This is a genomic window from Pseudomonas sp. 32_A (assembly GCF_017490905.1).
Lineage (GTDB): Bacteria > Pseudomonadota > Gammaproteobacteria > Pseudomonadales > Pseudomonadaceae > Aquipseudomonas > Aquipseudomonas inefficax.
The window spans coordinates 46,623-71,367 of the sequence record NZ_JAFGYI010000011.1; the positions used below are offsets into that span (position 1 = coordinate 46,623).

Consider the following 24,745-nt stretch of genomic DNA (forward strand, 5'->3'; position numbering starts at 1 on the left):
AACCTCAGAACTGGAAGTAAAGGAACGGCGAATAGCTCTGCGCCGAAAGCTTGAGGATCGAGGCCACGAACAGCAGCAGCACCAGGGCGCGGGTCATCACCCGGGTCCAGTCCAGGCCGATCGAACCGTCGCTGTTGATCTCCACCGGGGTGGCCTTGGGCGTTGGCCGGGCGTTGCGGTAGAAATCGCGCAGGCCGAAGAACGCCAGGGTGATGTAGGCGACCACCAGGGTGGCTATCTGCAGGCCGGTGAGCTGGGCGCGGTTGAGTTCCGACAGCTGCCAGTCGCCGAAGCTGAACATGGCGCCGTACATGCGACCGGCCACTTCCAGGTTCTCGGCGCGGAAGATCACCCAGCCGACCACCACCAGCAGGAAGGTAAAGGCCCACTTCACCGGGTTGAAGCGCTGCGGGTTGGTGTCCAGGCCCAGCGCGCGCTCGATTGCCAGCCACATGCCGTGCCAGGCACCCCAGATGATGTAGGTGAAGTTGGCGCCGTGCCACAGGCCACCCAGCAGCATGGTAAGGAACAGGTTGCGATAGGTGTTGAAGGTGCCTTTGCGGTTACCGCCCAGGGTGATGTACAGGTAATCGCGCAGCCAGGTCGACAGGCTGATGTGCCAGCGCCGCCAGAACTCGGTGATCGACTGGCTGATGTACGGCTGCTTGAAGTTCTCCATGAAGCGGAAGCCCATCATCAGGCCCAGGCCGATGGCCATGTCGCTGTAGCCGCTGAAGTCGAAGTACAGCTGCGCGGTGTAGGCCAGGGCGCCGAGCCAGGCATCCCCGGTGGTCGGGTTCTGCAGGGCGAAGCAGTGGTCGGCCACTACCGCCAGGGTATCGGCGATGAACACTTTCTTGATGAAGCCCTGCATGAAGCGGGTGCAGCCTTCGGAGAACTTGTCCAAGGTGTGGGTGCGGTTGTTGAACTGGTCGACCAGGTCCTTGAAGCGCAGCACGGGGCCGGCGATCAGGTGCGGGAAGATCGCCACGAACGCCGCGAAGTCGATCAGGTTGCGGGTGGCCGGGGTGTCGCCGCGGTACACATCGATGATGTAGCTGATCGACTCGAAGATATAGAACGAGATACCGATCGGCAGCAGCACGTGGGTGAGGATGAACGGCTCCAGGCCGAACGAGGAAATGATCGCGTTCAGGCTGTCGACGCCGAAGTTGGCGTACTTGAAGTAGCCGAGGATCGCCAGGTCGACACCGACGCCGAGCAGCAGCCAGCGCTGCGCGGGCTTGGTGCGTACACCGGCGGCGCCGACTTTCAGGCCGATCCAGTAGTTCCACAGGGTGACCCCGGCGAACAGCGCCAGGAAGTCCACCCGCCACCAGGCGTAGAAGATGTAGCTGGCGACCAGCAGCAGCAGGTTGCGATAACGTTGCCCGCTCAAGTAGTACAGGCCGAGGAAGATCGGCAAGAACAGGAACAGGAACACGTTGGACGAGAAGACCATCCCGGTTCTCCTTTTTGTTCACAGCATCCGGGGCAAAGCGCCCCCCAAACCCCCCACATGTTCGTGGCGGGCTACCTAGATTCCTGTGGGAGCGGGTTTACCCGCGAAGAGGCCGGCACAGGCACCGCACATGGCAGGTCTGGCCTTTTCGCGGGTAAACCCGCTCCCACAGGGGTTTTGCGTTACTTTTTCGATTCTGCGCTCGGGTCATAGACCCGGGTCAGGTCGCCGCCCAGCCGGAAGCTGTTGAACGGTTGCATGCCGCGCTTGCGTTGCAGGGTGTCGCCATTGCACGCATACAGGCTGCAGTAGGGCTCCATCCACGAGTACTTGCTGTCGATCTTCAGGTCTTTCATGTCCTGTTTCTCGCCATTGCGGGCTTTGAACTCGCTGGGGTCCTTCGACCCGTTCAGCACCCGCTGCGCCAGGCGCTGCAGGGCGTTATTGTTCTCGCCGCGCACATCCACACCATTGACCTGGGCGAAGCTGGCGATCATCGCCAACGGCGGCAGGGCGTAGTTGTGGTAGGCCAGGGCGCGTTGCTTGCGCTTCAGTTCGTTGGGCAGGAAGCCCTGCTCGTCGACCTGGTTGGCGCCAACCCGGTATTCCTTCACGGCCCAGTCGAACAGGTCGCGGCGGTCGGTGGCCACGGCGCTGGCCATTACCGCCCAGGCCGCCCAGTAGCTGTGGTTGTTGATCTTTTCCAGTGGCAGGTCGCTCCAGTCGCGCACGGTTTGCTCGGCCAGGCGGGCGAACCATTTTTCGATCAGCTCGGCCTCGGCCTGGTGCGCGGCCAGCGGCTGCGAATTGGAGAATTTCAGGCGCAGCCACGAACCACTCATGCTGCCCAGCGCCCATTTGCGCATCGACTTGCCGGTGTGGTTGTAGTCGGTGGACATCAGCGCATCGGCGCGGGCCCAGCTGCCCAGCCAGGCCAAGGTGCAGTCGAGCTGCGCCGGGCGGCCGTCACGCATGTACTGGCCGATCATCTTGCTCACGCCTTTCTCAAGGGTGGTGATGTCTTCGGTGGACTTGCGAAAGGCCTTTTCCGAGTCGGTATTGAGCGTTGCCCGCGCCTTGTCCGAGCCTTCGTACTTGCTGCGGAACTGCAGGGCGCCGGTGTACGGCTTGGGGGCAGCCTCGCAGCGGAAGTTGCCGTCGCCGGTCTTGAGCTTTTCGATCCCCTCGTAGTAACCCTGGGGCGGTACCAGCGCGGCGTGCGCGGCACCGCCGCACAACGCCAGGGCAAGCAGGGCGGGGCGGGAAATTCGCTTGAACGGGATCATGGTCGCCTCACTGGCCGGCCTGCGCAGTCTGCGCGGGCACGGCGAAGTTGTTGCGTTTGCAGAGCTTGGCTTCGACTTTCTGGGTACCGCTTTCCGGCCCCTGTACCTCGAACGCCAGCAGGCTCTGGCTGGCCCAGTCCTCGTCTTCGCGCATCTGGAAGACGAAGCGCCCGTCGGTGTCGGAGGTTTCCGGTTTTTCCAGCTTGATGTCCTCATGGCGGCCGTTGAGGTACCAGAGGGTGGCCTGCAGCACCTTGACCGACGGGTCTTCGAACTTGACGTCCATCTGCATGTTGCGGTTGATCAGGTCTTTGATCACACCGCCCTTGCCGTTGACCATCAGCTCGTTCTTGCCGGGCTTGAGGGTGGCGCTGGCGCTCATCAGGGCCGGGCGGTCATCGCAGCCGTCGTCGAGCAGGCCAAGGATTTGCCGCCAGATGGTTTCCTGATCCAGGCGATACAGTGGAGAGAATTCCCAGATCAGGATCTTCGGCGGGTTCTTCTGGAATTCCTCGCTGCCCAGATACTGGATCATCGAGCCTTCCAGGCCACCGCCAGGGAAGGCCACGTTCAGGACATCGGCACCAATGTACTGTTGCAGGAAGCCCGCAAAGTTGTAGTTCTTGCCGCTGTGGCTGGTACCTACCAAAGTGATCTGCGCGTTGCCGGCGTCACCGAACAGGTCGTCACCGCCACCGTCGGAGCCTTTCGGCTCGGTGGCGAACTGGTCCATGTACTGAACTGCGTAGCTGGTGCCACAGATTTGGCCGGCGACGTTATGCAAGGTGCCGGTCTTGCCCATGCGCCCGGACTTTTTCGTTTCGAATTCCTTGCGCGGGATGCCTTCGAAGGCCGGCATCTTGTGCACGGTATCGGCCACGATCTTTGCCGCGCGCTCGGCGCCGTAAGGCGTCCAGTGCTGGTCGCCACGGAAGTAGAAGTCCTTGCCCTGATCAGCAGCGGCCAGCTGTTCGTTGGTCAGCGGCGACAGGTCGGGCACGTTGTAGCCCATGCTGGCAAAGCGCTTGAGCATGGCCTGGTAGTTGCCCAGGGCTTTCTGGTAGTCGAAGGCGGCTTTTTCCGCCGGGTTGAGCATGTTGCGGTTCACCAGGCCACGGGTCGGCTGGTACACCACCACCAGTTCCACGCCGCGTTTCTTGAACGCGTCGTGCACTTGCTGCAAGCGCTTGTAGCCGGCCGGGGTGGTATTGAACTCGGTGCGCAGGTCTTCGCGGGTACGGAACAGCCAGTCGCCCTGGGCTTGCACCAGCGTGGTGAAGTTCTGCTGGTAACGGGTGGTGTAGCGGCTGGCGTCATGCGCTTCAGGGCACAGCTGGCAGCAAGGCTCGGCGCTGAAGGTAGGGGCCTTGACGTCTTCGGCGCGCACGCCCTGGCTGATCGCCAGGAGGGCAGCGGACAGGCCCAGCAGTTTCATCAGATGTGGAGTCATGGTCTGGGCTTCCTTAATCGATCATTTCGGTCTGGCGTTCGACCGGGTCGATCAGCACAGCCTTTTGCTGGCGTACCAGCAGGTCGAGGATTTCGTCCTGGCGTTCGCCGAGGATGCCGTTGAGGCTGATGCCGCTGGCCTTGCGCGGGGCGAGCATGCTTACCTTGTACAGCTCGACCGACAGCGGCGAGTCGATGGACAAGGGGCCGGAGCCGTTGGCCGCCAGTTCGCCACCGACCAGGATCAGCGACACCTTGGTGTCGAACGGGTCGAGGGCGATGTCGCGGTCGGTGTCGGACAGGTCCTTGATGTGCCCGTACACGCCGACCAGGCCATTGGCCATGGCGACGTTTTCGTACAGGCGGATGTTCACGCTGTTACGCACGCGGATGCCGTGGCGGCGGTTGTTGATCAGCTTGTTGCCCCAGATCAGGTTGTCGCCACTTTCGTACAGGGTGATACCGTCGGTGTGGTTGCGGTAGATCTCGTTGTAGGCAATCAGGTTGTTGACGCTGTTACGGTCGATCACCACGCCCGAGAGCTTGTTGTCGAAGCTCTTGTTGTTGATGATCCAGCTGTCGTTGACTTCACGCGAGACGATGATGCCGTGCTTCTTCTTGGTGCCGTACACCGTGTTGCCAGCGATGATCAGCCGGTGCGAGCGGTCGTGCGGGTCGATGCCGTAGACGATGTTGTCGCGGTAGGTGCTGTCCTTGACCACGAAGTCCTGGGTTTCGTAGCAGTAGAAGCCGTACCACATGTCGCTGAATTCAGAACCGATGATCCAGCCGGTGGGTTCCGGGCGGCCCATGCGCTTGGCCATGTTCGGCGTGTACTGCGAAATGCTCACGCCGTACGACTTGGACTTGGCGTAGCCGAAGCTGGCCATTTTGGTGTTGACGATGTAGGTCTCGGTGCCGCCCCACGACAACAGGAACGGGCGAAATTCCTTGGGCGAGCGGAAGGTCGCCGGGCCGTTGTCCTTTTCTCTCCAGCCGGTCACCTGGGTGTCGGTGACGAACAGCTTGCCGTCGTTGACCAGGAACGAACCGCCTTCCTGGGACAGGCGCAGCTGCTTGACCTTGCCGTCGATCTCGAGGATGCCCTTCTGCCCGACCACGATCGGCAGACGCGCCAGGTAGACGCCCGGCTCGACTTCGCTGAGGTACTGCTTGGGTACCTTCTTGCTCAGTTCGACCAGGTCGACATGGCCGTCATCGACGAAGATCGCCTGCGGAATGCCATGCTGGCGCTGGACCCATTCGGCCGCCTTGTTGTCGCCGCCGACGAATTCCTTGAGGGTGTCCTCCTGGAACATGCGGCGCAGGCTGACCTTGCCCTTGTGGCGGCGGTCGATTTTCTTCTGCACCGCCTCGGCGGTGTAGCCGGTCAGGTCGGGCAGCTTCGGCGGGTCCATGTGCAGCGGCTCGACCGGTGCGCTGGAGACCGTGTAGGTCTTGGCCTGCTGCAGCTCCTTGGCGATCACCTTGGGCTCTGCTGCAGCCACCAGGCCGCTGGCCAGCAGCAAGGCGCTGGCCAACAGGCTGTGACGTAAGTGCGGGTGAAGGTTCATAACGGTAAGTCCTCTACCGGCCTCAGAAGCGCCAGATCACGTCGACGAAGGCGCGGTGCATGTACGAGTCCGCTTCCTTGCCGTAAGCATCGCCCGGCTTGAACACGCCGGCGCGCAGGCGCACCAGGGCAGATGGCTCGTCGATGGCCTGGCTCATCGAAGCCGGCAGCAGGCCTTGCTTGAAGTACTTGGTCACGACCACGTCCATTTCCTGGCCAAGGTCCTTCTCGCCATCGACCAGCGGGCGGTTCACACCGTTGTCGTTGACCACCGCGTTGATGCCGCTGGAACCGATGTTCTGGTTGCCATCGACACGCCAGAACTTGTGGTAGATGAAGCTGGCGTCGTAGTCGTCGCGCAGCTGCCAGGAGGCGAACAGGGTGGCCGCCTGCAGGTTGCCCAGCTCGCCGCGGAAGGCTTCACCGAAGCGGTGCACGCGCGAACGGGTACCGGTGTAGTTGGAGCGGTTGCTCTCGAGGCCGGTCTGCTCGTAGTTGCTCGAACCGTCGTCGCCACCGCCGCCGCTGCCACGGGCGTAGGCCGCACCGACCTGCCACTGCGGGTCGAGGCGCAGGCGGATGCCGAGGTCGGTGGCCCAGGCGTTGACGTCACCGCTCTGCTTGCCGGTGGCCACGGTTTCGTCACCGACGACCTGGCTGCTGAGAGTGTCGCGATCACCGGTCAGCCAGGTGACGCTGCCCCAGTAGTTGACGGTGTGGTCGTTGCGCCAGTTGTAGGCGTCGCTGTTCGCTTCCAGGCCCAGCCAGGTGAGGTCGCCGGTGCGGGTCTTGTCCAGCGCATCGACGGTTTCGCCCGGGTTCTTCAGGCTGCCGCCGTCGTGGGTGTGGTGGGCGCGTACGCCGACCCAGTGGCCAGGGGTCCATTGCGTGGAGACGTTGCCGTAGAGGTGCGTGCGGTCCTTGTCTTCCGGGGCCAGCTCGGTGAGGTCGGTGCGGTATTCGCTGAAGCGCTGGGCCACGCCCAGGTCGGCCTTGAGCAGGGTGGTGTCGAAGGTCCAGTTCAGCGCCTCGATGTTGGTGTCACGCCACATGCCATCGTCGCTGCGCAGGCGCTGGCGGCCGAAACGCAGCTGCTCGCCGGGGTAGGCGGTGAGGCCGCTGTAGCCGACCCAGAACTCACGCATGGCCAGGTAGCTCTTGTCCTGTTCACGGCCGTCGGCAGCGGTGTCGGTGCTGGTACCGTCGTCGTTCTGGCGCAGGGTGTCGGTTTCGATGGTGTCGGTCGCGGTGACAGCCTGGCCCATGGCATAGGCGCTCCAGTTGCCACGCTCGCCATATACCCAGGGGCGCAGGTCGAGACCCAGGCCGTTGACGTCGCCGCCGGAGCGGGTGCCCAGGTCACGGTCGTCTTCCGACTGGCCGGTGATTTTCACATCCAGGCCGAAGTTCTTTTCAGCGGTCATTTCCGCCAGGGTCGGGCAAGACCACAGCAGGGCGAAGCTCAGGCCGATGCCGGCTTTCACGAAGGGATTGAGCGTCATAGCGAGTCCTCACCGGTTACTTCTTTTTCGTCGTCTTGCAGGGCTTCGATGGCCAGGGTGCTGTTGGCGCCCTGGCTCATGCTGCCGCGGGCCTGCTTCTCTTGCGCGAGCAGGGTTTGCGCCTGGCTGCGCTGGTCAGGCGTGAGTTGCTGGTCGAGCTGCTGCAGCAGTTCAGCGGACTGCGGAGTCGGGTTGACCTGGGCCAGCTGGGCGAATACCCAGGCGTTGCCCGGTTGCGGGCGAATGCCGTGGCCTTCGCTGAACAGCTGGGCCAGGGCATAGTCGGCGCTGTTCTGCCCGCCACGGGCGGCGGCCAGCAGGTGGTCGACGGCCTTCTGCGGCTCGACGTTGCCCAGGTAGCCGCGGCGGTACAGCTGGCCAAGGTAGTAATGGGCGCTGACTTCGCCGGCGTCGGCGGCGGCCTGCAGGTGTTGTTCGGCTTTGGCCGCATCCGCAGGCAGGGTCTTGCCTTCGTAGTACAGGCGGCCCAGCAACAGTTCGGCGCGTGGCTGCTCGGCTTCGCGGCCCTTGTCGATGTAGGCCATCAACTGGTCGGTATCGCCCAGCTCGGGGAAGTCGTACACCAGTTGCGCCAGGCTGACCCAGGACGCAGGGTTGGCCGGGGCCACCTGTTCAAGCAGGTCCTTGGCGGTTTTCTCGTCGGTCTGGCCGAGGCTGCGGTCAGCCAGTACCCGGGCAACGCTGTCGACCCTGGTGGCCGGTACTGCGCCACGGGCGTAGGCCGCCTTGAGCTGGCCAAGCAGGGCAGCCTGCTGGTCGGCCTGGCCACGCTTCTGGTACACGGTGGCCAGTTCGACGTAGCAGATGTCGGTGGTGTTCAGTGCGGCCTTGCAGATTTTCTCCACTTCGCCCAGGTGCTGGTCGTAGGTGCCCTGGGTGCGATACAGCAGCACCTGGGCCAGGCCCGCTTCCGGGTTGCCGGCGGCGCGCCACTGGTCGATCTGCTGCTGCGCGTTGACCTTGGGGAAGCTCTGCGGGTAGCTCAGGTAGAGCATCGCCAGCGGGATCAGGGTGTTGCTTTCGCCCTGCTTGGCGGCTTGCTTGAGCAGGGTCTCGGCTTCTTCGCGCTCGGCCTGGGTGCTGTCAGGCTTGGCCACCAGCAGGCGGCCAAGGCGCGCCTGGGCACGCGGCGAAATGGCGGCCGCGGCGCGGTAGGTGGCCTCGGCTTCCTTGATTTTCGCCGGATCGCGGGTGGCGACCTTGATGTCGGCCAGGCCCACTTGCGCTTCGCTGTAGCCCAGGTCGGCCAGCGCCTTGTAGTTGCGCTCGGCCAGTGCCGTGTCACCGCGCTTCATGGCTTCGTTGGCCAGGCGCTGGTCCGGCAGGCCTGCGCAGCCCGCCAGGGTGATGGCTGCAGCCAGGGCACACAGGCCCAGGCTGGCGCTTTTCTTGTGGGGAATCATGTCGTGATCCTCTTACAGCCCACGGGCCATGGCTTTGTCGATCAGCCAGTTCAGCGATGGGCCACGGTCACTGTTGACCGAAGCCGGGCGGCCGGCGAGTTCGGCGGGCAGGGCGCTGTCGGGCTTGATCTGCACGCGGATGTCGGCGGCCAGGTCTTCGCTGTTGAGGCTGGCGCTGCTGACGATCTGGCCGGTACGCACTTCGTCTTCGCCGGCTACCTGGAAGTTGACCTGGGTACCTGGCTTGACCTCGTCGAACTGGCGGTAGGTGAAGCGCGCCTCGATCATCGGGTTGGTGGTGCGTGGGATCAGCTGGAAGATCGGCTGGCCCTTGGCAGCGTACTGGCCGTTGTCCACCAGCTGGCGGGCAACCACGCAATCACAGGGGCTGGTGAGGGTGCCGGACAGCTGCTTGCCGAACAGTTCCTCGATCTTCGCCGGTTCCAGCTGCGCGTCTTCCAGGTTGCCCTTGAGCATGTCCAGCATGCTGGTGGTGAAGCTGGCCAGTGGCGCGCCCTTGGCGATCTGCCCACCGCTTTCGACCAAGCTGTTCACGGTGCCGTCGCGCGGCATGGTGACGTTGGTGGTGGGTACCGCGACCACGCCGGCTTCGGCATGGCTGACGAAGTACATGCCGTACAGCGACTTGGCGATGAAGCCGAAGGCGGCTACACCGACCACGAACACGCCGAGGGTGACGGTGACCGCCTTGAGGCGGCCGAAGGCGCTCAGGCCGGCACCGCCGTCCTTCTGCTTGCGTGCCTTGGTGAAGTTGTCGCGCTGCAAGGTGCTGAGCACATCGCCAGCGGTGATCAGCTCACCCGACAGGTGCGAAGTGATGATGTGGCGCAAGGTGGCGATGTCACGTGGCTCGAGGTTCTGGAACTGCGCGCCGGTGCGGCCACTGTCCGGGTGGAAGGAGCGCACCTGGAACTCGATGTCCATCGACAGGCCGAGGTTGTCGACCGTGAACTGCAGCCGTCCGCGGAGCACGTCGCCAACCGACAGTGGTTGCTTGGTGTGGAAGCTCAGGCCACCGGCGGAGAGGTCGTCGACCTTCACATCGTGGGCCTGGCGCTGAGGGTCTAGGAACCGCAGCTTGGCGGGGATGCGTACCCGGGCATGCTGGCGCTGGGCTTCGGACTCATGCACGACGTTGACGTTCACGGCGGTATTCATGTGTTTTGTTCCTGTTAGTTCCGATCCGGGTTGGGCTCACACGACCATGAACAGCACAGCAACGAAGATGCTGGCAGCCGAGAAGGTCATGGTCCGCGAGGACCAGGTGTTGAACCATTGTTGAAAGCTGGCGAGGTCACGCTTGAGGGCAGTGGGCTGACGCGTCCAGGACTGCTTGTCGAGGCGGAAGAACACGTAGATCTTCATCAGCGCGCCGACGATCTGGTTGTAATAGAGAATCAGCGGGTAGGCCGGGCCGACGTTGTGGCCGGAGCACAGCAGCATGATGGTTAGGATCAGGCGGGTGATGCCGATCCACAGCAGGTACACCAGCAGGAAGCCCAGGCCGAACTTGAGGCTGGCGATCACCGCCACGGTCAGGCCCAGCAGGCTGGTCCACATCGACACGCGCTGGTCGAACAGCACGATGCTGGTGAACAGCCCCAGGCGGCGCAGGCCCAGGCCGAGCGCACGGGAGTTCTGCCGCAGGTTGTTGCCGTACCAGCGGTACATCAGCTTGCGGCTGGCCTTGAGGAAGCTCTTCTCCGGCGGGTGCTCGACGGTGTTGATGGCGGCGTCCGGCACGTAGAAGGTGTCGTAGCCCAGGCGCATCAGGCTGAACCAGCTGGACTTGTCGTCACCGGTGAGGAACTTGAAGCGGCCCAGGCGCCAGTGCATCAGCGAGTCGCTTTCGACGTCGGCGATGAACTCGGGGTTGGTCACCACGCTGGCGCGGAACATCGACATGCGCCCGGTCATGGTCAGCACGCGCTTGGACAGGGCCATCGAGCACATGTTGATGTGGCGCTGGGCAAAGCGCAGCTTGTGCCACTCGCTCATGATGTAGCCGCCACGCACTTCGCAGAACTCGTTGGTGGTCAGGCCGCCGACGTTGGGGAACAGCTTGAACCACGGCACGGTCTTGCGTACCACGCCATCGCCCAGCACGGTGTCGCCGTCGATCACCGCCACCACGGCGTTCTCGTCCGGCAGCATGCGCGAGATCGCACGGAAACCGTAGGCCAGGCCGTCACGCTTGCCGGTACCGGCGATGCGCACGATGTCCAGCTTCACGTGGGCTGGCGGGTTGTACTTGGCCCACAGGCTTTTCACCAGCAGTTCGTCCGACATCTCCACCAGCGAGCAGACCACGGTGGTGGGGAAGCCACAGTTGATCGCCTCGCGGATCACCGAGCTGTACACCTGGGCGGTGGTGAGTGCTTCGATGCGGAAGCTGGTCACCATCAGGTACACGTGGGACGGGTCGGCGTCCTTGCCCATCTTCTGCACCTTGCGGCGCAGGTACGGGTACACGCCGTAGAGGAAGATCATGCCGCGGATGAAATGGGTGGCGCCCATGGAATAGCGCCAGATGCCGACTGCGCCGACCAGGAAGATGAAGTGCTTCGACTGCGAGTCGAAGATATCGGCTGGCAGGGCCAGGGCGATCAGCATGAGCAGACTCATGTAGAGCAGCCAACCGGCGCACTGCAACAGCACTGTCTGGATCCTTTGCATGTTCAGCATCCGTCGAGAATTCGGGAAAAGGTGGGCAGCGGGGGTGGGGAGGCCCCCGCTGCCCGGCCAGCACTTACCAGCAGATGCCTTCGGTACGGCTGGTGGCGCAGGTCGGTTTGCTCATGAAGCCGACCAGGTCGATCACGTGCTTGCCGGCCGGCGCTTGCTGGGCCAGTTCACGGAACTGCTCGTCACGGTTGCCCAGGACGATGATGTCGGCGTTGTCGATCACCTTCTGGAAGTCGGCGTTGAGCAGCGACGACACGTGCGGGATCTTCGACTCGATGTAGTCCTTGTTGGCGCCGTGGACGCGGGCGTACTGGACGTTCTCGTCGTAGATGTCCAGCTGGTAGCCCTTGCCGATCAGGCGTTCGGCCAGCTCCACCAGCGGGCTTTCACGCAGGTCGTCGGTACCGGCCTTGAAGCTCAGGCCGAGCAGTGCGACCTTGCGCTTGTCGTGGGCTTCGATCAGCTCGAAGGCGTTCTGCACCTGCGATTCGTTGCTGCGCATCAGCGAGTCGAGCAGCGGTGCGCGTACATCGAGGCTGGCGGCACGATAGGTGAGGGCACGTACGTCCTTGGGCAGGCACGAGCCGCCGAAGGCGAAGCCAGGGCGCATGTAGTACTGGGACAGGTTCAGCACCTTGTCCTGGCAGACCACGTCCATCACGTCACGACCATCCACGCCTACGGCCTTGGCGATGTTGCCGATCTCGTTGGCGAAGGTGACTTTGGTGGCGTGCCACACGTTGCAGGTGTACTTGATCATCTCGGCCACTTCGATCGGCTTGCGGATGATCGGTGCGTCGAGCTCTTCGTACAGGGCCTGCAGGATGTCGCCGCTGGCGCTGTCCAGTTCGCCGATGACGGTCATCGGTGGCTGGTCGTAGTCCTTGATCGCGGTGCTTTCACGCAGGAATTCCGGGTTGACCGCGACGCCGAAGTCGACACCGGCTTTCTTGCCCGAGCAGTCTTCGAGGATCGGGATGACCACGTTCTTCACGGTGCCCGGCAGCACGGTGCTGCGCACCACGATGGTGTGGCGGCGCTCGCTGTCACGCAGCACGTAGCCGATCTCGCGGCAAACCGACTCGATGTATTCGAGGCCCAGGTCGCCGTTCTTCTTGCTTGGGGTACCCACGCAGATCATCGATACGTCGCTGGCACGGATGGCTTCGGCGAAATCGGTAGTACCGCGCAGGCGGCCGTTGGCGATGCCCTGTTGCAGCAGTGCTTCCAGGCCAGGTTCGACGATGGGCGACTTGCCCTGATTGATCAGGTCGATCTTGGTGCTGGATACGTCCACACCGATCACTTCATGGCCTCGCGCCGTCAGGCAGCCTGCACAGACTGCACCCACATAACCCAAACCAAAGATGCTGATACGCATCGCTATCACCTCATGTGTTTATCACGCCGGCGCCTCTGGAGAGAGCCGGGCTGGGTTGATTAACAACAGTTTTCGGGCGCACGGATCCATGGCGAAATGCACACTTCGCCGAGCGCAGGCAAAATAAATCCGGAGCGCAAAAAGTTATGCACTCAAATGTGGCAGTAAAAAGCCATTAATTAAAAAACGTGCCCTGGAATGCAGCCGTCTTTATTGCAATGCGCTACCTGGCGCTTTGCTGTGCTTGTTTTTTCAAGTGGAAAAATCCTTTGAAATCAACCACTAGGACGAATTGTAAGGGACGCGTCTCTCCTGCGTGGACAGGGTCTTCGGGGGTTGCCGTCATACCTGTCGAAGTTGTTGGGGCTGGTAGTGGATACCTGCCGTTGTCATCTGTAAGTCATCTCTCACAGCCCGGAGGCAGGAAAATCGTTACGGCACTATGAGCGATTCGTCGTAGCAGAAGTTCCGGGGTGGGTTCGGCGCGGATGAAAGATTTCTAAATATTTTTTCAGTGGCCGACAATTTCAATCTGATAGCACACGGGTGTTTTGCCCCGATATATAAAGGGCGAAACTGTTGCGAGATATTTTTGTGCCAGCATCAAAAAATATTTTGAAAAATTCGTCAAAAAAGCTACGAACGGTCTTATGGCGTTTGGCTATAAGTTGCGATGTGTCGATTTTTTGGCGTCGGATTTGTGGCGTGATGGCGATATGAGGTGTGCCCCTTTCTGGGGCCAACGCGACGACACATGCAGAAATATACCAAGACCACAAGAAAGCTAAGGCTTTGCCGTTGCCTGCCGTTACCCCATCTGGGCGCTCTATGGAGCCGTCCATGAACGAAGGAGCGTCTTGGGCAGCCTTGGGACCCTAGGTCACCAGGGGCGTCTCATCCATAAACCACATGGAAGAGATGAGAGAAAGCCAAAAATGAAGAAGAAATCGCAGGTCCTGATGGCCAGTGGTTCGTTGCTGATGGCTGGCATGGTCCAGGCGGGGCCGAAGGTAGACGTAACCGTCAAAAACCAGGGAGCCGAGACAATGGTTCTCAAGCTGGTGACCTCGAACGAATCCAGCACCTATCAGATCGCTGTTCCTCGCCCTGCACAGGAGATGGCCCCCGGCACAGTGAGTACTTTCGGCGTTCAACGTGTTGTCAGCCCGGATGTAAACGCGGCGATGGTGCGATACACGATGGGACGTAAAACCTGTGCTTTCGGTACCACGTTTCAGATGCGTCTGATGCCTGGCGGTATCAAAAAACCCGAATGGACAAAAACAGCCACTCCAAGTGGCGGCGCGACCTGTACGGCCAATATTACCGGCACCTCCACTGATAATTCATGGCGTGTCGAGTTCACCATGAAATAAGCATTTCAACTAGAAAGGGTAGCTGCTTCGTCGCGAATTTGCGGCGAAGCGCTGCTGATCAAGTATTAGGTTTGCTTACGATAGGTGAGGCTTACATGGAAATAAGATATGTAGGGGGCGCTTTGCGTAGTGCGCAAGATTTCGGTGCGCGGGAGCGTTCGACCGCGATTGAGCGCATGGCAGAGCTGGAAACTCTCAAAGAAGTGATTGACGAACAGATTTCCTCGCTGGCGAAGGCCTTGAGTGCGGCGGCAGAGCGTGCCGAGTTGCGAGATAGCCAGTTGTCAAGAAGCGATCTGGCAGTCTTGGCGGCTAAAATAAGCGAGCGGCTTTTTGGCTTGGGCTATGAGTTCGCCAAGGTCGCTCATGATGCTGAAACCCCCGACACAGAAGACCCTGAATGGCTTGCCAGGGCTAAACAAGCTACTGATTTTGTTAATGGCAGAGCGGGTAATCCGTTTGCCCAGCTGACTCAGGAGCAGTTGAGCCTTATCGCTTACGATGAGGGCGGAGTTTTTACAGTCAATGAGCGTAAGGCCGCAGCGATGGAAACGAGCAGGCGTTACTGTGAATGGTCCGTATATATCTGCAGCAAGATCAGTGCAGAGCAGCAGGCTAGCGGTAGTAGTGCGCAGGGTCTCCAGGAGATCTTGTCTTACTATCGATCTTTGCCAGCGATCGAGGAAGCCCGGTTCGGTAATTATGAGGTCATGATAACGATGCAGTTGAATTCATCGGAGATCGAATGGCCTGAGTTCAACGTTTCGCTGATCGATATGATTGCCACTGAATGGGGGGCTGATCAGGATCGTTTGACAGATAATTTGGGGGTGGGTAATGAGCCATCTTCGTCTTGAATCAGTAAAACGTTCGATTGACGGCCGGATAGTTCTCGATGATGTATCTCTGTCATTTGTTGAAGGCCAGTCATGCGCCATTATTGGCTCCTCCGGCTCAGGCAAAAGTACGCTGCTCAACCTGATCGGCCTGCTCGACCAGCCGTGTCGGGGACGTCTGATACTGGACGGTTGTGACATGACGCAGGCAAATGCTGACCAACGCGCCATCGCCCGCAATTGCTCGCTGGGCTTCGTGTTCCAGAGCTTCAACCTGCTGCCACGCCTGTCCGTTCTGGACAATGTCGCGCTGCCGCTGACTTACCGGGGTATCCGCCTGGCCTCGGCACGGCAGGCCGCGAAGGCTCAACTGGAAAAAGTCCGCCTGGCCCATCGTGCCTTGAGCCGGCCCGCTGATCTGTCCGGCGGCCAGCGCCAGCGTGTGGCGATCGCTCGGGCGCTGGTTACCGGGCCGCGAATACTGCTTGCCGATGAGCCAACGGGAAACCTGGATGGCGATACGGCGCAAGACATCATGGGGCTGCTATCGAGCCTGAACCGCGAGCAAGCAATGACCTTGCTCATGGTCACCCATGACCCGGGCATGGCGCAGTGCCTTGACCGGCGCCTGCGGGTGCGTGACGGTGCCGTGTTCGATGTCTGAAGCCTATGGACCAAGCTGGCCACAACGCATCGGCGAGGCGCTGGGCAGCGTGAGGCAATCAGGCGCTCGGGCCGTGCTGGCGCTGCTTGGCATCGCTGTCGGTTGTGCCGCATTGGTGGCCTTGATGAACATCGGCCACAGTGCGGCGCAGCATACCCGGCAGTTGTTCCAGGGCTTGGGTAGCGAGTTGTTGATTGCCAACCTTGAGGCGACGGTCGAACGGGGCGAGCCGATGGCGCTGGAGCCTGTCGATCTGCCGCCGGGCATACGTGCCGCAGCGCCGTTGGCGGTCAGCGTGGCCACCGTGCGATTCAACGGGGAGAGCATCGAGACGATGGTCGTCGGCAGCACCACGTACCTGAACGAAGTGCTGCGGTTGCAGGTAGATCAGGGCCGATTGCTGTCCGGTTACGATGAACTGGCCACGCATGTTCTGCTGGGGGCTTCTCTGGCGCGCCAGCTGCGTGTGAGCAGCGGCGATCGCTTGCAGCTGGGCTCCTATGGGTTCGATGTAGTGGGTGTGCTTGCGCCGCACGGGTACAACCCGATGTTGCCGGTCAATTTCGACGACGCCGTGCTGATGCCACTATCCGGCGTTCGTCGTCTGAACCCTCCGCCGGATGTCGGGACGCTGGTCGCGCTGGGTGTGGATGCGATGAGCCTGCCCCAGGCCGCTCGTTCGCTGTATCAGTACCTGCAATCACGGTTGCCGAGGCATGAAGTGAATGTTCAACTGCCGCGGCAAATGCTGGAGAGCATGGCCGGGCAGTCACGGATGATGACCTGGATGTTGGCGAGCACCGCTGCCATCGCGCTGCTGCTTGGTGGTGTCGGCGTGATGAATGTCATGGTGATGAACGTGGTGCAGCGCCGCCGTGAGATCGGCGTACGCATGGCCCTGGGGGCGCGTGGTTGTGATATCGCCTGGCTGTTCGTGCTTGAAGCGCTGTTGCTCTCGGTAGCCGGGGCGCTGCTGGGTGTGCTGCTCGGGTTGGCCGGTGCCTGGCTGTTCACCCTGGCTTCCGGCTGGAGTTTCGCACTCGATGCAGGCTCGCTGCCTGTGAGCATGGGCATTTCATTGGTGCTGGGACTTTTCTTCGGCCTGCAGCCTGCGCTGGCCGCCGCGCGGCTACAGCCGGTAGTGGCATTGCGTGATGACTAGGTGGCTGGCGATGACCTGCGCATTAGCGCTACCGTGGGTGGCCATGGCCGAAAACTGCCTGCGGCCGTCCCGTCCGGCTGTGCAGAACCGTTTACCAGTGAGTGCCCTGTCGGTCATGCACGGCGAGCCCGTGGATATCGAGCTGGCCGATGCCATTGCCCTGGCTTTGCGCGACAACCGGGCAATTCGCAGTGCCTACCTTGAGCGTATCGCGCAGAAATTCGACCTGCGCGTAGCCCGTGACCAGTTCGCCCCGCAGCTGTCGTTGAAGGCGCGTTACCTGGGCAACCGCAATCACGCGGACCGCTATCGGGAGGCGCAGCTGACGCCCGCAGCCAGCTTGCTCACACCCTACGGTACACGCTTGAGCCTTGACTGGGCTTACGGCAATACCCGCGCCGATAGCGCGGGCCGGCGCTACCGGGATGGCGCCAACCTGATGGTTATCCAGCCCTTGTTACGTGGCGCCGGGCGCGAGATCGCCGGCGCGCCGCTGCGCCAGGCGCAGCTGGCCGAACAGTTGCACCGCCTGGCGCTCAAGGACAACGTGGCCCACGTCATCACCCGCACCATCCTGCTGTATCGCGGTCTGTTACGTGCTCAGGAGCAGTTGCGCATCGCTGACGATGGCCTGGCTCGTTCACGCAAGCTGGTCGAGGTGAACAGGGCGCTGATTGCTGCCGGGCGTATGGCCGCGTTTGAAATCGTCCAGGCAGAGGCCGAAGTCGCAAGCCAGGAACTGGCCCGCGAAGGCAGCCGCAACCAGTTGCAGCAAAGCCGTCTGGCGCTGGCACAGCTATTGGGGATAGACCTTTCGACGCAACTCAGAGCAGCGGAGTCTTTACGCATCGAGCATGTACAGGTGGACACCGAACAGGCACTGGCTCGGGCGCAGGCGCTTCAACCGGCCTATCTGATGCAGTTGCTGGCTGGTGAACAGGCAGCAATCGACTTGCGGGTGGCGCGCAATGCGCAGTGGTGGGATCTGTCGCTGGTCGGCGGTGCCAGCCAGTTGCGCGAACGACCAGGCGACCAGGCCTCCTGGGAGCATTATCTGGGTCTTGAACTGGATGTGCCGATTGGCGACCTCAGCCGGCGTCAGGCCAAGGTACGTGCGCAGGTGGCGGTGGATAGCCAGGCATTGAGCCTGGCCGAATCCCGTCAGCAACTGCAACGCGAGGTGATCAGCACCGTGCGCGATATCCAGGTGCGCTGGCGGCAACTGGAAATTGCCGAGCGTGCCCTGGCCTTGTCGCAGCGCAAGCTGGATATCGAGCAGGAGAAACTTGCTGCGGGACGCTCCAGCAACTTTCAAGTGTTGAGTTTCGAGGGCGACCTGCGGCATGCGCAAAGTACCCATCTCGATGCCACCCTCGATTACCTCGATGCCCAGGTGGTTCTGGATCAGGTACTGGGGACCACGCTGGAACGCTGGGATGTGGCACTCAATGACTAGGAGAGGCTGGTTGGCGCTGGGTGGGCTCTTGAGCCTGCTGGGTGTGTCGCTCTGGCAGGTATGGCCCGATGCTGCCGGGCAGGGTACGCAACACTGGGTGCAGGTCCAGCCGCAGCGGCTGGAAAGTCGCCTGGGCTTGGTCGGCAAGGTGCAGTCGGGCCGTCAGGTGATCCTAAGCGCGCCGTTCGATGGCGCGTTGGCGTCGGTTCTGGTGCAGGAGGGGCAGCGGGTTATTGCGGGCCAGCCCCTGATGCGGCTCGATACCAGGCAAATCGACATCCAGTTGCGCCAGGCCGAGGCTGAGCGCCTGAGGACCAGAGCCCTGGTTACTCAGTTGCGAACATGGCCTGCCAGCCCCGAAGTCGCTCGCAGTCTGCGTGTGCTAGGCGCGGCGCGCGCCGCGCTTGCTGCTGGCCAGGCGGCGCTGGATGAAACCCGACGGCTGTTCGAGCGCGGGATCGTTGCGCGCATGGAAGTCGATAGCCTTGAGCAGTTGCAGCAAGCGCAACGTGAAGCGGTGCTGGATGCGCAGCAGGAGCTGCAACTGACCCGGGCACGGGGGCAGGGCGATGTACTGGCTATTGCCGAAATGGAGCTGGAGAACGCCGAAGCGCGGTGGCAGGCATTGGCGGCAATGCGCGAACAGAGAGTGCTCAGGGCGCCGTTCGATGGCCTGCTGGCACGTGTAGGCAATGGTGGTGCGAGCACGGCGCTGCCACTGCAGGAGGGGCAGGCACTGACGCAAGGCATGCCACTGCTGGTCTTGAGCGACCTTGAGCGGTTGCAGGTGAATGCCGGCGTGGAGGAGCGCGATGTGGGAAGCTTGCGTGAAGGCATGGAAGTCGGGGCCATCATCGCTGGTCATCTGCTTGTCGGTCGGCTGAGTCAGATTGGGCAGCAGCCGCGAAACGATACAGGGCAGGGGGCATGGTATGACGTCGTGGTGGACCTGAATTTGCCTGTAGTGTCCTCGGAACTAGGTTTACGGCTGGGCATGGGCGCGCAGCTGGCGCTGTTATTGCAGCGCCGAGAGCAGGCGATAGTGCTTCCACCCGAGGCGCTGCGGCGGGATGAGGCAGGCAGGACTTATGTGGTGTTTCGCGAGGGAGATGAGCAGGCGCCGCGCAAGGTTCCGGTCACTGTTGGTATTACCGTTGCGCAAGGTGTCGAGGTGAACGGGCTGCAGTCGGGGTTCGTGCAATTACCCTGAAGGCCCGCGGGGCAGCCTGTGGGAGCGGGCACGCCGCTCCACAGGTATTGCACTGGCCTCGAGTGCAATGGGGAACTTGCGGGTTTACCCGCGAAGAGGGCGTTCCAGGCTCACTCGGCAGGATGATCGCGCAGGAACACCAGGTGGTCCGGCTTCGACTGCTCGGCACTGTAGTAGTACCCCTGCACATCGAACTGCTTGAGTTGTTCCGGTTCGCTGATGCGCTGCTGGATCACGAAGCGGCTCATCATCCCCCGTGCCTTCTTGGCATAGAAGCTGATGATCTTGTACTGGCCGTTCTTCAAGTCTTTGAAATCGACGTTGATCACCCGAGCCTTCAATGCGCTGCGTTTTACCGCGCTGAAATACTCGTTGCTGGCCAGGTTCAGCAGGACGTCATCGCCCTGCTCGGCCAAGGCCTGGTTCAGCCATTCGCTGATGCGCGTGCCCCAGAAGGCGTACAGGTCCTTGCCGCGGGCGTTGGCCAGCTTGGTGCCCATTTCCAGGCGGTAGGGTTGCATCAGGTCGAGTGGGCGCAGCAGGCCGTACAGGCCCGAAAGCATGCGCAAGTGCTGCTGGGCGTAGCTGAAGTCATCCTCGCTCAAGCTCTCGGCGTCGAGGCCGGTGTACACGTCACCCTTGAACGCCAGCAGCGCCTGCTTGGCATTGGCCGGGGTGAAGTCCGGGGTCCAGCTGCCGAAGCGCGCGGCATTCAGGCCGGCGAGCTTGTCGGATAGATGCATCAGTTCGCTGATCTGCGCCGGCGACAGGTCGCGCAGCTGCTGAATCAGCTCCTGGGAGTCGTCCAGGTACTGGGGCAGGGTGAAACGCTCGGTCACAGGCTTGGTGTCGTAGTCGAGGGTCTTGGCGGGTGAAATCACCGTCAGCATCGGGTCGGCTCCTGGCATCGTTGGCCGGGAATTCTACGGGCTGGACAGTGCAACTCCAAACTATGGCGACGATAGTCACAGACCATGGCCGATGCAGAGGCTATAGTGCGCGTTTCGCCGTTGCGGAGCCTTCAACCGTGCGTATTGCCTCTGCCTTGCTGGCCGCTCTGCTGAGCCTGGCCGCGCAAGCCGCCCCTTCACCCCAGCTGAGCCTGGACCGCAGCCTGTGGCCTGAACAGCTGGACAGCCCGGCGTTGTTCGATGTGGCCTCGCGGGCCGAGATCCTCTCGTTCGCCCAGGTACTGCACGAAAGCGAACTGCTTGACGACGCGACGCTGGCGGCACGCTTGGGGCTACGGCAGGTCAATCTGCAGAAGGTGCGCCAGGTGCGGGCGCGCATGTGGCAGCGTTTGTGGGAAGGGTATCAACAGGCGCAGCGCAGTTGCGAACAGGATGCGTCGTTCTGCTATCCGGTTACGTCGATGGCGGAATTGCGCACACAGGCAGCGACGTTCGCCGCTGATGTCGGCACGTTCTATACGGGCTGGATCGAGCCTAGCCATCAGTTCCATGTCCGTTATCTGGACGACCAACTGCGCAAGGCTGCGTTGCTGCCACAGACCAGCAGCGAGGTGGAGCGGTTGTCCCCGGGCGAGCGCAATGGGGATGAACTGAACGACCGCATGTTCCTGCTGACCTTCGTCGGCGGCCCCGGGCCGGATGGCGGCAGTACCGACCTGCTGGCTGATTACCTGCGCCGGCAAAAGCTTGAAGGTACGTTCTTCGTGCTCGGCAACCGCCTGCAGCAACGCCGCGATGCCGGCTCGGCAGATGCCTTGCATCAGCTCTATGGCGGGCAGTGCGTGGGGATCCAGGGTTGGGAGTACCGCTCCCATGCGCAATGGACCGGCTGGCAGGACTCGTTGCGGCGCAGCCAGGCGCGGGTGCAGGCCGACCTGCCGCAGCAATATGTGCCGTTGTTCCGCCCGCCTTACGGGCAGCGCCGGGCCGATGGCGAGGCGTTCATGGCCAGCCAGCAGTTGCAGGTGTCGTTGTGGGATATCGATGCCCAGGACGATGGCGCACTGAGCGCCGAAGCCTCTGCGCAGAGGGTGCTGACCTTGATGCTGCTGTGGCGCAAGGGGGTGATCCAGTTCCATGACAGCCTGCCCAAGGCGCAGCCAGCGGTGGAGTGGTTGTTGCGCAATACGGCGCAGAGCGGGATTGGTTGGGAAGATTGCCAAGCTTATGGCTTGAGTGGGTAGGGGCCACAAAGCGGCCCCCATCAATGCCAGCCTGAATTTTTACTGTAGCCCCCACGCGCCCCCTCGCCAACCCCTGTTCGTCATTTGGAAAAATAAACTTCACCTGCACGTAAAAAGACTTTTTTTAGTCATCATTTTTGCTGTATGAAGAAACCAGACAGCCGATTCCTGCAGCACAGGTGGCGTCATCCAGGCCCACCTAGCCAGGTTCGCTTCCCGCCCGTAACAACGCGGATACGGGGACAGCGGCAGTCACTCTGCGGCGTAACAGACCACGCCGTGTGGCTTCGACATAAGGTGACCGAGTATGGATGACCAAGGACGCAACCCTTCCTCCAGCAAGCCTATCCTGTATGTGCTCGATACCAACGTCCTGATTCACGACCCCAACGCGTTACTGAACTTCGAGGAGCACCATGTCGCCATCCCGATGACGGTGCTGGAGGAACTCGACAAGCTCAAGACCGGCAAACAGACCATCGCCGCCGAATGCCGCCAGGCCATTCGCCTGATTGATCAGACCCTTGGTGACGCCTCTCCCAGCGATGTCGAGCAGGGCGTGCCGATCCAGCGTGGCAAGAGCGGGCCCAAGGGCTTCCTGTCAATCCTGATGACTCCGCGCAACGAGCCGAACAAGCTGCTGCCGGAAAACCTCAACGACAACATCATCATCAACCAGTTGCTCGAAGTACGGGCCCGGCGCACCGACCTGGACGTTGTGCTGGTCACCAAAGACATCAACATGCGCCTGAAGGCGCGTGCCTGTGGCATCGCGGCCGAGGACTACAGCACCGACCAACTGGTCGATGACGTGTCCTTGCTGTCCAAGGGCTACCATTCGGTCACCGGCTCGTTCTGGGACCGGGTGAGCAAGGTCGATACCCGCCAGGAGCGCGGCCGCACCTGGCATCGCGTGCAATTGATCGACAACCTGCCGGCGGTTCATGTCAACGAGTTCATCATCGATGAACAGGGCTTCGTCGGCTGGATCAAGGGTATCCGCAACGATGAGCTGCTGTTGCTCGACCTGCACCAGGAACCGCTGCTGCACCAGGAAGCCTGGGGCCTGAAACCGCGGGACATCCACCAGAGCCTGGCGCTGTTCGCCCTGCTCGACCCGGATATCCACCTGGTCAACCTGACCGGCGCCGCCGGTTCCGGCAAAACCATCCTGGCCCTGGCCGCAGCCATCGAACAGACCATGGTCAGCAAGCGCTACCGGCGCATCATCGCCACCCGCAGCGTGCAGGGGCTGGACCAGGAGATCGGCTTCCTGCCGGGCACCGAGGCCGAGAAGATGGAGCCCTGGCTGGGCGCCATCACCGACAACCTCGAAGCCTTGCACATGGATGACGAAAGCACCCATGGCAGCGTGGAATACATCCTCGAACGCGTGCCGTTGCAGTTCAAGTCGCTGAACTACATCCGAGGTCGTAGCTTCCAGCAGAGCCTGATCCTGATCGACGAGTGCCAGAACCTGACGCCGCACCAGATGAAAACCATCATCACCCGTGCCGGCTCCGGGTCCAAGGTGGTCTGCCTGGGCAACCTGGCGCAGATCGACACCCCTTACCTGTCCGCGACCAGCTCGGGCCTGACCTACCTGACCGAGCGCTTCAAGGACTTCCCCCATGGCGTGCACATCACCCTGCAGGGCGTGCCACGCTCGGTGCTGGCCGAGTACGCCGAGTCGCATCTGTAACCCTCACCGCCGGGCGGTTCGCCGCCCGGCCTCTTCGCGGGCACGCCCGCTCCCACAGGTAATGCGCTGTCCTCGAGTCCCGTGTTGTACCTGTGGGAGCGGGCGTGCCCGCGAAGTGGCCGAACCTGCCGAAACATACTTCTGCTCAAACCTGACTCACAGGTTTACACTGCGAGTTCCCTTCACAGGAGCAGAGCAGTGCTGACACATCTTGATTCCCAGGGGCGGGCCAACATGGTCGACGTCACTGAAAAGGCCGTGACCGAGCGTGAGGCCACCGCCGAGGCGCGGGTGCGCATGTTGCCGCAGACCTTGCAGATGATCGTCGACGGTGAACACCCCAAGGGCGACGTGTTCGCCGTGGCGCGCATTGCCGGGATCCAGGCGGCAAAGAAGACCAGCGATCTGATCCCGCTGTGCCACCCGTTGATGCTGACCAGCGTCAAGGTCGAGCTCAGCGCCGAGGGGCTGGACGCCGTGCGCATCGTCGCCCGCTGCAAGCTGGCCGGGCAGACCGGCGTGGAGATGGAGGCGCTGACCGCCGCCAGCGTGGCCGCACTGACGATCTATGACATGTGCAAGGCTGTGGATAAGGGCATGGTCATCGAGCAGGTGCGCCTGCTGGAAAAACTCGGCGGCAAGAGCGGCCACTACAAGGTGGAGGCGTGATGAAGGTCAAGGTGATGTACTTCGCCCGTTACCGCGAACTGCTGGGCGTGGATGCCGAGCGGGTGGAGGGCGCGTTCAAGGTGCTCGACGATGTGCGCCAGGCCTTGGTGGCCAAGGGTGGGCATTACGAAGTGCTGGCCGAGCAGAACCTGATGTGTGCGCGCAACGAAGAGCTGTGCAAGCTCGATGAGCCTCTGGAAGAGGGCGATGAAGTGGCGTTCTTCCCACCGGTGACCGGAGGCTGAACATGGCTGTGCGAGTACAGGAGGGCGCGTTCGACCCGGGGGCCGAGACCAATGCCATGCACGCGGCAAATGTCGGCGTGGGCGCGGTGGTCGGTTTTGTCGGCTACGTGCGGGATTTCAATGATGGCCGCGAAGTGGCGGGGATGTTCCTCGAGCACTATCCGGGCATGACCGAAAAGGCCCTGGCCAAGATCGTGGTCGAGGCCGAGCAGCGCTGGCCGCTGCTCAAGGTGGAGGTGCTGCACCGCATCGGTGCGCTGGAACCGGGCGAGCCAATCGTGTTCGTCGGCGTGGCCAGTGCTCATCGGCAGGCGGCGTTCGATGCCTGCAACTTCATCATGGATTACCTGAAGACCCGGGCGCCGTTCTGGAAGAAGGAAAATACCCAGGAAGGGGCGCGGTGGGTAGAAGGGAAGCAGAGTGACCAGGATGCCGCTGGGCGCTGGTGAGTTCTTCGTTTGATGGCCGGCGCTTCGCCCCGGTTCGC

Annotated in this window: 22 protein-coding genes; 11 read left to right on the forward strand and 11 right to left on the reverse strand. The window is 62.2% G+C overall.

Annotated elements, in window-relative coordinates; translation table 11 throughout:
- Positions 1-4: 4 nt before the first annotated feature.
- From J5M58_RS09185 to J5M58_RS09230, 10 genes are all read right to left on the reverse strand, one after another.
- On the reverse strand, positions 5-1,462 hold the full coding sequence (locus J5M58_RS09185) for an MBOAT family protein (protein WP_112250235.1): 1,458 nt from the start codon (positions 1,460-1,462) through the stop codon (positions 5-7).
- A 182-nt stretch (positions 1,463-1,644) separates the two neighbouring features.
- Positions 1,645-2,748: a mannuronate-specific alginate lyase gene (locus J5M58_RS09190; protein WP_112250237.1), complete on the reverse strand. Its 1,104-nt coding sequence runs from the start codon at positions 2,746-2,748 to the stop codon at positions 1,645-1,647.
- 7 nt (positions 2,749-2,755) lie between these two features.
- Positions 2,756-4,198 (reverse strand): alginate O-acetyltransferase, encoded by a 1,443-nt coding sequence (locus tag J5M58_RS09195; RefSeq protein WP_112250239.1) that lies wholly within the window; start codon positions 4,196-4,198, stop codon positions 2,756-2,758.
- 13 nt (positions 4,199-4,211) lie between these two features.
- Positions 4,212-5,771 carry a mannuronan 5-epimerase AlgG gene (algG, locus tag J5M58_RS09200; RefSeq protein ID WP_207877941.1) on the reverse strand — a complete coding sequence of 520 codons (1,560 nt, stop codon included), beginning with the start codon at positions 5,769-5,771 and terminating at the stop codon, positions 4,212-4,214.
- A 22-nt stretch (positions 5,772-5,793) separates the two neighbouring features.
- Positions 5,794-7,272: an alginate export family protein gene (locus J5M58_RS09205; protein WP_207877943.1), complete on the reverse strand. Its 1,479-nt coding sequence runs from the start codon at positions 7,270-7,272 to the stop codon at positions 5,794-5,796.
- On the reverse strand, positions 7,269-8,696 hold the full coding sequence (gene algK, locus J5M58_RS09210) for an alginate biosynthesis TPR repeat lipoprotein AlgK (protein ID WP_207877945.1): 1,428 nt from the start codon (positions 8,694-8,696) through the stop codon (positions 7,269-7,271). The genes J5M58_RS09205 and algK overlap by 4 nt, the downstream gene beginning before the upstream one ends.
- 12 nt (positions 8,697-8,708) lie before the next feature.
- Positions 8,709-9,875, reverse strand: a complete 1,167-nt coding sequence (locus J5M58_RS09215; RefSeq protein WP_112250243.1) for an alginate biosynthesis protein Alg44 — start codon at positions 9,873-9,875, stop codon at positions 8,709-8,711.
- Positions 9,876-9,911: 36 nt separating this feature from the next.
- The gene (locus J5M58_RS09220) at positions 9,912-11,393 is read right to left on the reverse strand and encodes a glycosyltransferase family 2 protein (protein ID WP_085614376.1); all 1,482 of its coding nucleotides are present in this window, start codon (positions 11,391-11,393) and stop codon (positions 9,912-9,914) included.
- 73 nt (positions 11,394-11,466) lie between these two features.
- Complete coding sequence (locus J5M58_RS09225; RefSeq protein WP_112250245.1) at positions 11,467-12,783, reverse strand: nucleotide sugar dehydrogenase; 1,317 nt, start codon at positions 12,781-12,783, stop codon at positions 11,467-11,469.
- A gap of 527 nt (positions 12,784-13,310) precedes the next feature.
- On the reverse strand, positions 13,311-13,625 hold the full coding sequence (locus tag J5M58_RS09230; protein WP_207877947.1) for a hypothetical protein: 315 nt from the start codon (positions 13,623-13,625) through the stop codon (positions 13,311-13,313).
- Between the two features lie 93 nt (positions 13,626-13,718).
- On the opposite strand from J5M58_RS09230, the gene J5M58_RS09235 reads away from it, so the two are divergent.
- From J5M58_RS09235 to J5M58_RS09260, 6 genes are all read left to right on the forward strand, one after another.
- Positions 13,719-14,159, forward strand: a complete 441-nt coding sequence (locus J5M58_RS09235) for a hypothetical protein (protein WP_207877948.1) — start codon at positions 13,719-13,721, stop codon at positions 14,157-14,159.
- Between the two features lie 176 nt (positions 14,160-14,335).
- A complete protein-coding gene (locus tag J5M58_RS09240; protein ID WP_207877950.1) occupies positions 14,336-15,016 on the forward strand; it encodes a hypothetical protein in 681 nt (226 codons plus the stop codon).
- Positions 14,997-15,659 carry an ABC transporter ATP-binding protein gene (locus J5M58_RS09245; protein WP_207877952.1) on the forward strand — a complete coding sequence of 221 codons (663 nt, stop codon included), beginning with the start codon at positions 14,997-14,999 and terminating at the stop codon, positions 15,657-15,659. The genes J5M58_RS09240 and J5M58_RS09245 overlap by 20 nt, the downstream gene beginning before the upstream one ends.
- Positions 15,652-16,821 (forward strand): ABC transporter permease, encoded by a 1,170-nt coding sequence (locus J5M58_RS09250; protein ID WP_207877954.1) that lies wholly within the window; start codon positions 15,652-15,654, stop codon positions 16,819-16,821. The genes J5M58_RS09245 and J5M58_RS09250 overlap by 8 nt, the downstream gene beginning before the upstream one ends.
- 10 nt (positions 16,822-16,831) lie before the next feature.
- Entirely contained in the window at positions 16,832-18,277 is a 1,446-nt protein-coding gene (locus J5M58_RS09255) for a TolC family protein (RefSeq protein WP_243432267.1), read from the forward strand.
- Positions 18,278-18,305: 28 nt separating this feature from the next.
- Positions 18,306-19,487, forward strand: coding sequence for an efflux RND transporter periplasmic adaptor subunit (locus tag J5M58_RS09260; protein ID WP_181457304.1), 1,182 nt, complete (start codon positions 18,306-18,308; stop codon positions 19,485-19,487).
- A 110-nt stretch (positions 19,488-19,597) separates the two neighbouring features.
- On the opposite strand, the gene yaaA is transcribed toward J5M58_RS09260, so the two are convergent.
- Positions 19,598-20,377 (reverse strand): peroxide stress protein YaaA, encoded by a 780-nt coding sequence (gene yaaA / locus J5M58_RS09265; RefSeq protein WP_112250259.1) that lies wholly within the window; start codon positions 20,375-20,377, stop codon positions 19,598-19,600.
- 137 nt (positions 20,378-20,514) lie between these two features.
- Here yaaA and J5M58_RS09270 point away from each other — a divergent pair, with 137 nt between their 5' ends.
- The 5 genes from J5M58_RS09270 (at position 20,515) to moaE (ending at position 24,707) form a co-directional block, all read left to right on the forward strand.
- Positions 20,515-21,642 carry a polysaccharide deacetylase family protein gene (locus J5M58_RS09270; RefSeq protein WP_207877958.1) on the forward strand — a complete coding sequence of 376 codons (1,128 nt, stop codon included), beginning with the start codon at positions 20,515-20,517 and terminating at the stop codon, positions 21,640-21,642.
- 307 nt (positions 21,643-21,949) lie between these two features.
- Positions 21,950-23,344 carry a PhoH family protein gene (locus tag J5M58_RS09275; protein WP_013974146.1) on the forward strand — a complete coding sequence of 465 codons (1,395 nt, stop codon included), beginning with the start codon at positions 21,950-21,952 and terminating at the stop codon, positions 23,342-23,344.
- 198 nt (positions 23,345-23,542) lie between these two features.
- Entirely contained in the window at positions 23,543-24,013 is a 471-nt protein-coding gene (gene moaC, locus J5M58_RS09280) for a cyclic pyranopterin monophosphate synthase MoaC (RefSeq protein WP_112250263.1), read from the forward strand.
- Positions 24,013-24,258, forward strand: coding sequence for a molybdopterin converting factor subunit 1 (moaD, locus tag J5M58_RS09285; RefSeq protein WP_061552451.1), 246 nt, complete (start codon positions 24,013-24,015; stop codon positions 24,256-24,258). Before moaC ends, moaD begins: the two co-directional genes overlap by 1 nt.
- A gap of 2 nt (positions 24,259-24,260) precedes the next feature.
- Positions 24,261-24,707 carry a molybdopterin synthase catalytic subunit MoaE gene (gene moaE, locus J5M58_RS09290; protein ID WP_025340575.1) on the forward strand — a complete coding sequence of 149 codons (447 nt, stop codon included), beginning with the start codon at positions 24,261-24,263 and terminating at the stop codon, positions 24,705-24,707.
- Positions 24,708-24,745: the final 38 nt, after the last annotated feature.